This is a genomic window from Candidatus Pantoea deserta, from assembly GCF_003813865.1.
GTDB lineage: Bacteria > Pseudomonadota > Gammaproteobacteria > Enterobacterales > Enterobacteriaceae > Pantoea > Pantoea deserta.
On record NZ_RMVG01000019.1, the window covers coordinates 85,466 to 95,810 of the forward strand.

The following is a 10,345-nucleotide window of genomic DNA, read 5'->3' on the forward strand; positions in this document are numbered from 1 at the left end:
TTAAAGCGACAGGCTGAAATAAAAGTCTGTTTATATTTATTCTTCGTCTGTTAACTGGAAAACTCATGACATCTCACCTCGACTCTCCTGGTATATCCCAGGCGGCCGTGCTGACCGATGACCAGCAAGCGATTGAGGCGGCCCGTTATCTGGCGGAGCAGGCCAGAGCAGACGCCGTCGAGCGCGACCAGCAGCGCATCTATCCGCGCGCGCTGCTGGATCAATTTACTCAACTTGGTCTGGGCAGTATTAGCGTGCCGCGCCGCTTTGGCGGCGGCGGATTAAGTTATCAGACGCTGGCCGAGGTATTTCGTCTGATTTCCGCCAGCGATCCCTCGCTGGGGCAAATTCCGCAAAATCACTTCGGCCTGATTCAGTTTATTCTCGGTGAGGGCAGCGCGGCGCAGCAGCAGCAATTATTATCGGCGGTTGTCAGTGGAAAACGGCTCGGCAACGGCGGCCCGGAAAAAAACAGTCGCCATACCCGCGACGTTCAGGCGAGAGTGACCAATACGAACGGGCAATTACGGTTAACCGGCGAAAAGTTTTATTCAACGGGCGCGCTGTTTGCCGACATTCTGGTAACCACTGCGCTACAGGATGACGGCCTGCCAGCCATGGCCTTTATTCCGCTTCCTGCGCAGGGCATAGAGATTATTGATGACTGGTCTGGCATAGGGCAGCGTACCACCGCCAGCGGTACGGTGCGGCTGGAACAGGTCGCTGTCGATCCGGCATGGCTTATTCCGCTGCCGCCTCCAGAGAAACCCACGCTGCGCGGCGCGGTTTCACAGTTGATCCAGGCTGCGATTGACGCGGGAATCGCGCAGGGCGCGCTGGATGACGCGCTGGCCTTTGTCCGTACCCATTCACGTCCCTGGGTCGATGCCAACGTGGAGCGCAATGCTGACGACCCCTACATTCTTGCCGACATTGGCCGCATCAGCACAGAGCTGAGCGCCGCCAGTGCGCTGCTCACACGCGCCGCCAGAACGCTCGACGCCATCGATCCCTTCGCCATTACCGCTGAAAACAGCGCGCGCGCCTCAATCGCCGTCGCCGAAGCCAAAGTGCTGACCACAGAGATCGCGCTACGCGCCAGCGAAAAGCTGCTGGAGTGGGGCGGCAGCCGCGCCACGCTGCTACAGCACGGGCTGGATCGCCACTGGCGCAATGCGCGTACCCATACTCTGCACGACCCGGTGCGCTGGAAAACCCATGCTATCGGCGACTACTACCTTAACGCGACCCTTCCGGCACGCCACGCCTGGATTTAATGGAGAGAGAGGATGACTCAGGTTCAACCTAAACAGCCTGCCGCACGCCTTAACAACGCGCAGCAGGCGCTGGAGGTGGCGCGCCAGCTGGCGCAGCAGTTCCGCAGCGGGGCGGCAGAACGCGATCGGGAACGGCGTCTGCCCCATCAGGAGTTACAGCGGCTGTTTGGCTCTGGGCTAGGCGCCATTACCGTTCCGCGCGACTATGGCGGCATCGCGGTCTCCAGCGCCGTACTGGCGGCGATAGTCGCCACGCTCAGCGAGGGAGACGCCGCGATTGGCCAGGTGCCGCAAAACCACTTCTACGCGCTGGAGGTGCTGCGCGTAAACGGCAGCGAGGCGCAGAAGCAGCGACTGTACGCTGAGGTGCTGGCGGGGGTGCATCTGGGCAATGCGCTGGCGGAATTTACCTCTAAAGCGGCGCATCAGCGCAGCACGCAGATCCTGAACGGATATCTGAACGGAACCAAGTTTTACGCCACCGGCGCGCTGTTTGCCGATCGCATTCCTGCGGCGGCGCGTAACGAGGAGGGCAAAGAGGAGCTGGTGTTTGTGCCGCGTCACCAGCCGGGCGTGACGGTCATTGATGACTGGAGCGGGTTTGGTCAGCGCACCACGGGCAGCGGCAGCGTCGAGTTTCGTGATGTCGAGGTCGCCGCTGAGGACCGAGTGCCTTTTCAGACCGCGTTTGAACGGCCCACGGCGGTGGGTCCCTTTGCGCAGATGCTGCATGCCGCGATCGATCAGGGCATTGCGCGCGCGGCGTTCAACGACATGCTCGACTTTCTGCGCCAGCGGGCCAGACCCTGGCCAGACAGCGGCGTCGAACGCGCCAGCGACGATCCCTTAACGCTCGATCGCACCGGCCGTCTGGCGGCTCGTCTGGCGGCAGGCGACGCTCTGCTGGAGCTGGCCGGCGCAGCGGTAGACACGGCTCAGCAGCATCCCAGCGCAGAGAGCGTCGCAGAGGCGTCCGTCGCGGTGGCGAAAGCGCGCGCCTGGACTACCGAGGTGTCGCTGGAAGCGGGAAATCTGCTGTTTGAACTGTCGGGATCACGCGCCAGCCTGCGTGAATACAACCTGGATCGTCACTGGCGTAATGCGCGCACGCATACCCTCCACGATCCGGTGCGCTGGAAATATCCCGCCATCGGTAACTACCTGTTGAATGGCGTACTGCCGCCGCGCCGGGGCACCCTATGAGTCAGAAACAGGTTTTGCTTAACGCTTTCAATATGAACTGCGTCGGGCATATTCATCACGGCATGTGGACGCATCCCCAGGATCGCTCGGTGGAATTTAACTCCCTGAGTTACTGGACTGATCTGGCGCGCCTGCTGGAGCGTGGTCTGTTCGACGGGATGTTTATCGCCGATATTCTCGGCGTCTATGATGTTTATCAGCAGAGCATTGAGCTGACCGCGCGCGAGTCCATTCAGCTGCCGGTGAACGATCCGCTGATGCTGGTATCCGCCATGGCGGGAGTGACGCAGCACCTCGGATTTGGCGTGACCGCTAATCTGAGTTATGAAGCGCCGTTTCCCTTTGCGCGCCGGCTGTCGACGCTGGATCATCTGACGCAGGGGCGTATTGGCTGGAACATTGTGACCGGCTATCTGGACAGCGCGGCCAGGGCGATGGGAATGAAACAGCTGCTGGCCCACGATCGACGCTACGACCAGGCCGATGAGTTTCTTGATGTCAGCTACCAGCTCTGGGAAGGGAGCTGGCAGGATGAGGCGCTGGTGGTGGATCGCCGGCGTCGCCTGTACGCCGACGCCAGTAAAATTCATCCGATCGATCATCAGGGCGAGTTTTATCAGGTGCAGGGATATCACCTCAGCAGCCCGTCGCCGCAGCGGACGCCGCTGCTGTTTCAGGCCGGCACCTCTGAGCGCGGCGTCCGCTTTGCCGCTCGTCATGCCGAATGCAGCTTTGTTAACGCCAGCACCCCGGCGGCGATGCGACAGCAGACCCGCCGTCTGCGCCAGGCGGCGGTGGAGTCCGGACGCCTGGCCGACGATATACGCATTTTTATGGGCGTCGGCGTTATCGTCGCCCCAGGCGAGCGCGAAGCGCAGGAGAAATACCGCAGCTATCTGGAATATGCCAGCCCGGAAGCAGGCATTGCCCACTTTTCCAGCTCCATTGGCGTCGATCTGGCGGCGTTCGATCTCGATACGCCGATCGAAACCGGGGAAACGCGCGCTATTGAGTCGGTCAGCAAAGCCTACAGCGGCTGGACGCGTCGTCGTCTGCTTGAGCAGCACGCGATGGGCAGCCGCTATCCGCTGATCGTCGGCAACCCTTCTCAGGTCGCGGATGCCTTACTTCAGTGGATGGATGAAGGCGATATTGATGGCTTTAACTTAACGCGCATCCTGAATCCGCAAAGCTACAGCGACTTTATCGATCTGGTGGTGCCGGAGCTACAGCAGCGTGGCCGCTATAAAACGGCCTACCAGCCAGGTTCATTCCGTAAAAAACTCTTTCAGCAGGACCGTTTGCCTGACCGCCATCCTGCGGCGCGCTGGCGCTATGCGGCCGGCCGTCGTTGAAACCCTTACCCACAAGGAGTGCGTATGAAACTTTCTAAAAAACTGAGACTGACCGTTGGCGGCACGCTGTTAACGCTCTGTGCCTTAGCCTCCGCCGCTGACTTTTCCGGGCCGCTGAAAGTGGGCACCACCGCCGCTTTTGCGCCGCCGCTGGAAACCGCCGTCGCGGAGGCGAAAAAACAGGGACTGGACGTTGAGCTGGTGGAGTTTACCGACTGGACGGCGCCTAACGTCAGCGTGGAAAACGGGGATATTGACGTTAATCTGTTTCAGCATAAACCCTTCCTGGAGAACGCTAACCAGTCGGGAGGGTTTCATCTGGTCGCCTATGCGCCAGCCATTATCAACAACATTGGACTCTATTCGAAAAAGCACACGGCGCTGGATCAGATCCCCCAGGGCGGAACGGTGGCTATCGCCAACGATCCGATCAACGGCGCGCGCGGCCTGCTGCTGTTGCAGAAAGCGGGGCTGATTACGCTTAAACCGGGCGCGGCACTGAAATCGACGCCGGATGACATCGTCAGCAATCCCAGGGATCTTAAGATTATTGAGGTGGAGGCGGTGCAGCTTTCTCGTTCGCTGGAGGAGGTGGATCTCGCGCAGGGCTATCCGCACTATCTGCGTCTGGCGAAAAATATCGATCCGGAAAAAGCGCTGCTGTTTGACGGACTGGAACACCCGGAATATGTCATCCAGTTCGTTATCCGCGACGGTCATCAGCAGGATCCGCGTCTGGCAAAGTTTGTTGACATCTATCAGCATTCGCCGGTGGTGCGCGCCAGCCTCGATCGTTTTTATGGCAAGCTCTATCAGCCAGGCTGGAGTCAGTGACTATGGTTAGCCTGACAATACCCGGCGAGCGCGATGTGCTGGATCGGTCGCTGACCCACGCCGCAGGTAACGATCACGTTATCATTGAGGCGCTGAGCAAACGCTATCCCGGCCAGGCGGTTGATGCCCTGCATAACATCACGCTCGCTATTCGGCGCGGCGAGATATTCGGCATTATTGGCCGCAGCGGAGCAGGGAAGTCCACCCTGATCCGCTGCCTTAACCGGCTGGAGAACCCCACGTCAGGACGCGTGGTGATTGATGGCACCGATATCAGCGCGCTCAGCCGCAAGCAGCTGGTGGCCTGGCGTCGCAACACCGGCATGATTTTTCAGCACTTCAATCTGCTTTCGGCAAAAACCGTGCGCGAGAATATCGAATTGCCGTTGAAAGTGGCGGGTGTGCCCGCCGCAGAACGCGCAAGAAAAGTCGATGAGCTGCTTGCGCTGGTCGGGCTGGTGGAGCGGCAACATGCCTGGCCTTCCCAGCTCTCCGGCGGTCAAAAACAGCGCGTCGGCATCGCCCGCGCGCTGGTGCACGATCCCGATCTGCTGCTGTGTGATGAAGCCACTTCCGCGCTGGATCCGGAAACCACCCGCGCTATTCTGGCGCTGCTGAAGAAGATCAATCAGCAGCGGCATATCACCATTGTCTTGATTACGCATGAGATGGACGTGGTGCACGACCTGTGTCATCAGGTGGCCGTGATCGATAAAGGCGAAATTATCGAGCGCGGGCCGGTCTGGCAGGTCTACAGCGATCCCCGGCAGGAAACCACGCGGCAGCTGCTCAATCCCCATTTTCAGACCTTGCCGCCGGAGATCGAGTCGCGGCTCAGCGCAGAGCGTAAAAATTCCGCGTCCCGTCTGGCAGTGCGCCTGCGCTATACCGGCCAGGGCGCCCGGCCCGATATCGGCGCGCTGGCCGCGCGGGTGTCAGGTGAAATCACCCTGGTCTATAGCGCAGTCGAGTGGGTGGAGAGCAAGCCCACCGGTCAGCTACTGCTGCTGCTGGATGCCAGATATGAGGCGAATATCGTCCCGCATGAACTGGCAAACCTTGCGGATCGACTGGAGGTGTTGGGCTATGTCACTGGCTATTGATCGTTTGTGGAATGGGCTGCTGGATACGCTGTTGATGGTCGGCGTCTCCTCGATGCTGGCGCTGGCGCTGGGTCTGCCGATGGCGGTTATTTTGGTGGTTAGCGGGCGGGGCGATCTCTTTCCCAGCCCGACGGTCAATCGGGTGCTGGGCTGGGTGGTCAATCTGTTCCGCTCAATTCCGTTTTTGATTTTGATGGTGGCGCTGATTCCGGTGACCCGCTGGATTGTCGGCACCACCTACGGCGTATGGGCGGCCGTGGTGCCTTTAACGCTGGCGGCGACGCCGTTTTTCGCGCGTATCGCTGAAGTAAGCCTGCGTGAAGTGGACAAAGGGCTGACCGAGGCGGCACAGGCGATGGGGTTCCACCGCTGGCATATCGTCTGGCATGTTTTGCTGCCTGAGGCGCGTCCCGGCATTGTCAGCGGTTTTACCATTACGCTGGTAACCATGATTAACGCGTCGGCGATGGCTGGGGCTATTGGCGCGGGTGGCCTTGGCGATCTGGCCTACCGCTATGGCTATCAACGCTTTGATATGCAGGTGATGGTTACCGTGATTGTCGTGCTGGTGGCGCTGGTGACGCTATTGCAGTTTTTTGGCGATCGGCTATCGCGTCGGCTAAATCATCGTTAAAGCAGGCGGCCGGATCGTCCGGCCAGCCTGGTGCTGACCGCGGGCTTATTTCCCCGGACGACGATCGCCGCCGATGGTTTCGCCAAAGGGTCCGGTATTGACGGTGCGCTGCTTTTTCGCGGCGTTTTCGGCCAGCGGCAGCAGCGGCATAACCAGTTCGGCGAAGCGGTGCGCCTCTTCCAGATGCGGATAGCCGGAGAAGATAAAGTTATCGATGCCTAACGCCTGATATTCCCGAATGCGATCCGCAACCTGCTGTGGGTTGCCGACCAGCGCGGTGCCTGCGCCGCCGCGTACCAGTCCCACACCAGCCCACAGATTTGGCGCAATGCGCAGGCTTTCGCGCGATCCGCTATGCAGCGCGCTCATGCGCGCCTGTCCTGTTGAGTCCATACGCGCGAATATTTTTTGCGCGGCGGCGATAGTCTCTTCATCAAGGTGGGCTATCAGACGATCCGCCGCCGCCCAGGCTTCCTCTTCGGTTTCGCGCACAATCACATGCAACCGGATACCGTAAGAGAGGGTGCGGCCTTTTTCCTGCGCCCGCTGGCGCACAACGGCGAGCTTGTCAGCAACCTGTTCGAGCGGCTCTCCCCATGTCAGATAGGTATCAATCTGGTTAGCCGCTACGTCAATCGCTTCCTCAGAGGAGCCGCCAAAATAGAGGGGAGGCCCGTTCTCCTGAACTGGCGGGAATAAGATTTCAGCGCCCTCAACGCGTATATGCTCTCCTGCAAAGTCCACCTTTTCCCCTTTCAGCAGGCGAGAATAGACCTCCAGAAATTCTCTGGTGACCTGATAACGCTCAGCATGACTGAGAAATATGCCGTCGCCTTTGTTTTCAACCGGATCGCCGCCGGTGACGACGTTGATCAGCAGACGGCCTTCTGACAGGCGATCCAGGGTGGCGGCCATTCGCGCCGCCAGGCTGGGCGGCTGCAGGCCTGGGCGCACGGCCACCAGATAACGCAGTTTTTTTGTCAGGGGAGCCAGCGCTGAGGCAACCAGCCAGGCATCCTCACAGCTTTTGCCTGTCGGGATCAGGACGCCGTAATAGCCCAGATTGTCGGCGGCCAGCGCCACCTGTTGCAGATAGGGCAAATCGACCGGCCTTCCGCCCTGCGTGGTGCCGAGGTAGCGGCCGTCACCGTGAGTGGGTAAAAACCAGAAAATATTGAGGGGATTCTGTATCACATGGCTCATTAGCTGATTCTCTTATAACGTTATTTGAATTTAACAGATGGAAATCCTCTGAAAGGTTATATGAGGGTTAGCAGAGAACGTGCCAAAACCGCATCGCCTTTATTACTTTTAAATTCATATAATTAGAATTTTCCCGCCTGAGCGAGGCTGCTGCAAATGCAGCAGGGCGCGTCGTAAATTGCCGCATTTGCAGCAGCTCCGCTTTTTCAGGCTCTCGTTTCGGGTGCCGACTCGCGCTATCGTCGTGGCCTGCCTGCTAACCTGGGATAAGACATGCAACACTCCACGCCAGAACTGATCGACCCGGCCTCGCTGGCGGTGCAAAAGACGCTGGATCGGCTTGCGCCTACCGACGCGACCGTACTGCTAATCGGCGAAACGGGAACCGGCAAAGAAGTAATGGCGCGCTATCTGCATCATCACAGCGCCCGGCGGCACCATCCCTTTGTCGCGGTGAACTGCGGCGCGCTTACCGATACGCTGGCCGAATCAGAACTCTTTGGTCATGAGAAGGGCGCATTTACCGGCGCACAGGATCGACATCAGGGGTGGTTCGAGGCGGCAGAGGGCGGCACGCTGCTGCTTGATGAAGTGGGCGAATTGAGTCTGCCGTTACAGGTTAAACTTTTACGGGTGTTGCAGGAGCGGGAAATCACCCGTGTCGGTTCATCCAGAGCGGTGAAGGTTAATGTCCGGGTAATTGCCGCAACCAATATCGATCTTGCCGTGGCGATTCGGCAACGGCGCTTCCGCGAAGACCTCTACTATCGGCTCAATGTCGCCAGTCTGACGTTGCCGCCACTACGGCAGCGCAGAGAGGATATTCCCGTACTGGCTAATCACTTTCTCCAGCACTATGCGCGACAGCTGGGGCGGTCGCCGTTACGCCTGAGCGAGGAGGCGGTAAAAACTCTGATGGCATACCCGTGGCCAGGTAATATCCGCGAACTTGAAAATACGCTGCATAATGCGGCGATCCTCTGCAATGAACCGCTGATCTCCTCTCAGCAGCTGCGGCTAAAGCCCCTGGTTGACGAGGCGTCGCTGCCTGATGACGCGGCGCTGAATCGCTTTCTGCGTCAGCAAATGCAGGCAGGCGGCAGCCCGATCTATTCCCGCGTGATGGCGTCGCTGATACGCAACGCGCTGGAACTTAGTCAGGGAAACCAGTTGCAGGCGGCTGCGCTGCTTGGCATCAGTCGGCACAGCTTGCGCACACAGCTCGGTCATCTTGGCATAATAAAACCGCGTCGCCGCCTTACGCCTCAGAGAACGCCAGCAGGCGCGAAGACGCCGCAACGAGAAAGAGAGCTGCGCATCGGCTATCAGAAATTTGGCAACCTTGGCATCCTGAAGGCGCGTCAGACGCTGGAGGCGCAGCTGGCCGGTCAGGGCGTCAGCGTGTTATGGAGCGAATTTCCGGCCGGTCCGCAGCTGCTGCATGCGCTGAGCAACAGGGAGATTGATTTTGGCACCACGGGCGAAGTGCCTCCGCTGTTTGCTCAGGCAAATAGCGGCTCAATGGTCTACGTCGCCTGGGAGCCAGCCGCGCCGCAAAGCGTGGCGCTACTGGTGGCTAACGAGAGTCCGGTCAGACAGATAAGCGATCTGCGCGGCAAGCGGATCGCCGTTAATAAAGGATCGAACGTTCACTATCTGCTGTTGCAGATTCTTGACGAGGCGGGCCTGCATATCGATGAGGTAAAAATTGTTTATGCTCAGCCTAAATACCCGCTGGCGCCCAGCGATTTTAACGCGGTGGACGCCTGGATGATGTGGGATCCATTGCTCAGCGAGGCGGAGAAAGCGGGGCAGTTAAGGGTGATCGCGGACGGCGTTGGACGGGTCAATAATCACCAGTTTTACCTGGCCGATCGGGTTTTCGCCGCGCAGTGCGGTGATTTACTCCACATCCTGATCTCTGCGCTGGAGCAGACCGGACGTTATATTGACGCTCATCCTTTACAGGCTGCGGAGCTGCTGTCTACCGAGCTGGGCATTCCAGCAGCGTCGCTGCTGCACGCGCTGGCGCGACGCAGCCATCAGACGCAGCGCATGGACTTGTCTGTTATCCGCGAGCAGCAGCGCATCGCCGATCGCTTCTATGCGCTGGGATATTTCAACCGCGCTATTCGGGTGCAGGATACAGTCTGGCAACCAGGCGCGTTCGGTTAATGTCAGCAGTTGTCTCATTTGGCAACAGCCGCTTTACCTTCGGCGGGAATAGCGCGTATAGTAAACAGGTTAACCCCATAAGGATATGATAAATATGGATATTAAATGTCATCTCTCCGCCATTCTGGCGGTCTCGCTGCTGCTTTCCGGCTGTGCCGGAGATCAAACCAGCGTCAACAGAAACGCCCGCCATGCCGCTGCCCGGCTTGAAAAGATACACTTTGACCCGAATACGCGCCCGCTTACGGCTGACAATATCCGACAGACGGCAAAATTTTTAGATCAGTTTTACGAGCTGGGCAAAAAGGATCGTGCGGAGGGATTGAGTCAGGCGCAGGCGCAGCAGCGGGTCGCCTCTTTTAGCGCCGCGACGTCCGGTCCATTTGCAGCCGCCTCGCAGAAAACGCGCATCCTCTCTCAGGATTACAGCGCTGAGCGGCCAGAGAAGCAAAGTCAGATCCTGCTGGAGAGCGCCACGGCAACCTACTGGGACGGTTATCTGGGCAGGCCCTGAAACCGACGCGCAGCGCGATAAAGGCTGCGCGTCAACGGCTTAGCGGT

At 59.2% G+C, this 10,345-nt stretch carries 9 protein-coding genes; 8 read left to right on the top strand and 1 reads right to left on the bottom strand.

Features of this window, described 5'->3' with window-relative positions; genetic code table 11:
* The first annotated feature begins 65 nt into the window (after window positions 1–65).
* From BBB56_RS19630 to BBB56_RS19655, 6 genes are read left to right on the top strand one after another with little or no spacing between them, the layout of a single operon-like run.
* Window positions 66–1,277, top strand: coding sequence for an SfnB family sulfur acquisition oxidoreductase (locus BBB56_RS19630; protein WP_123802608.1), 1,212 nt, complete (start codon window positions 66–68; stop codon window positions 1,275–1,277).
* Window positions 1,278–1,289: 12 nt separating this feature from the next.
* Entirely contained in the window at window positions 1,290–2,480 is a 1,191-nt protein-coding gene (locus BBB56_RS19635; protein WP_123802609.1) for an SfnB family sulfur acquisition oxidoreductase, read from the top strand.
* Window positions 2,477–3,835: an LLM class flavin-dependent oxidoreductase gene (locus BBB56_RS19640; RefSeq protein ID WP_123802610.1), complete on the top strand. Its 1,359-nt coding sequence runs from the start codon at window positions 2,477–2,479 to the stop codon at window positions 3,833–3,835. The genes BBB56_RS19635 and BBB56_RS19640 overlap by 4 nt, the downstream gene beginning before the upstream one ends.
* A 24-nt stretch (window positions 3,836–3,859) precedes the next feature.
* Window positions 3,860–4,669 (top strand): MetQ/NlpA family ABC transporter substrate-binding protein, encoded by an 810-nt coding sequence (locus BBB56_RS19645; RefSeq protein WP_123802611.1) that lies wholly within the window; start codon window positions 3,860–3,862, stop codon window positions 4,667–4,669.
* A 2-nt stretch (window positions 4,670–4,671) separates the two neighbouring features.
* Window positions 4,672–5,772 carry a methionine ABC transporter ATP-binding protein gene (locus BBB56_RS19650; protein WP_123802612.1) on the top strand — a complete coding sequence of 367 codons (1,101 nt, stop codon included), beginning with the start codon at window positions 4,672–4,674 and terminating at the stop codon, window positions 5,770–5,772.
* On the top strand, window positions 5,756–6,406 hold the full coding sequence (locus tag BBB56_RS19655) for a methionine ABC transporter permease (RefSeq protein ID WP_123802613.1): 651 nt from the start codon (window positions 5,756–5,758) through the stop codon (window positions 6,404–6,406). The genes BBB56_RS19650 and BBB56_RS19655 overlap by 17 nt, the downstream gene beginning before the upstream one ends.
* 45 nt (window positions 6,407–6,451) lie before the next feature.
* Here BBB56_RS19655 and ssuD read toward each other — a convergent pair whose 3' ends face one another.
* Window positions 6,452–7,609 (bottom strand): FMNH2-dependent alkanesulfonate monooxygenase, encoded by a 1,158-nt coding sequence (gene ssuD, locus BBB56_RS19660; protein ID WP_123802614.1) that lies wholly within the window; start codon window positions 7,607–7,609, stop codon window positions 6,452–6,454.
* A 273-nt stretch (window positions 7,610–7,882) separates the two neighbouring features.
* Between ssuD and BBB56_RS19665 the strand changes: the two genes are divergently transcribed.
* On the top strand, window positions 7,883–9,784 hold the full coding sequence (locus BBB56_RS19665) for a sigma-54-dependent Fis family transcriptional regulator (RefSeq protein ID WP_123802615.1): 1,902 nt from the start codon (window positions 7,883–7,885) through the stop codon (window positions 9,782–9,784).
* A gap of 94 nt (window positions 9,785–9,878) precedes the next feature.
* Window positions 9,879–10,298 (top strand): Exc2 family lipoprotein, encoded by a 420-nt coding sequence (locus tag BBB56_RS19670; protein ID WP_123802616.1) that lies wholly within the window; start codon window positions 9,879–9,881, stop codon window positions 10,296–10,298.
* Window positions 10,299–10,345: the final 47 nt, after the last annotated feature.

Excerpts from the sequence above, each read along its gene's own strand:
- BBB56_RS19640 (WP_123802610.1), top strand. The coding sequence starts at position 2,477 with ATGAGTCAGAAACAGGTTTTGCTTAACGCTTTCAATATGAACTGCGTC.
- BBB56_RS19655 (WP_123802613.1), top strand. The coding sequence starts at position 5,756 with ATGTCACTGGCTATTGATCGTTTGTGGAATGGGCTGCTGGATACGCTG.
- BBB56_RS19665 (WP_123802615.1), top strand. The coding sequence starts at position 7,883 with ATGCAACACTCCACGCCAGAACTGATCGACCCGGCCTCGCTGGCGGTG.
- BBB56_RS19630 (WP_123802608.1), top strand. The coding sequence starts at position 66 with ATGACATCTCACCTCGACTCTCCTGGTATATCCCAGGCGGCCGTGCTG.
- ssuD (WP_123802614.1), bottom strand. The coding sequence starts at position 7,609 with ATGAGCCATGTGATACAGAATCCCCTCAATATTTTCTGGTTTTTACCC.
- BBB56_RS19670 (WP_123802616.1), top strand. The coding sequence starts at position 9,879 with ATGGATATTAAATGTCATCTCTCCGCCATTCTGGCGGTCTCGCTGCTG.
- BBB56_RS19650 (WP_123802612.1), top strand. The coding sequence starts at position 4,672 with ATGGTTAGCCTGACAATACCCGGCGAGCGCGATGTGCTGGATCGGTCG.
- BBB56_RS19635 (WP_123802609.1), top strand. The coding sequence starts at position 1,290 with ATGACTCAGGTTCAACCTAAACAGCCTGCCGCACGCCTTAACAACGCG.
- BBB56_RS19645 (WP_123802611.1), top strand. The coding sequence starts at position 3,860 with ATGAAACTTTCTAAAAAACTGAGACTGACCGTTGGCGGCACGCTGTTA.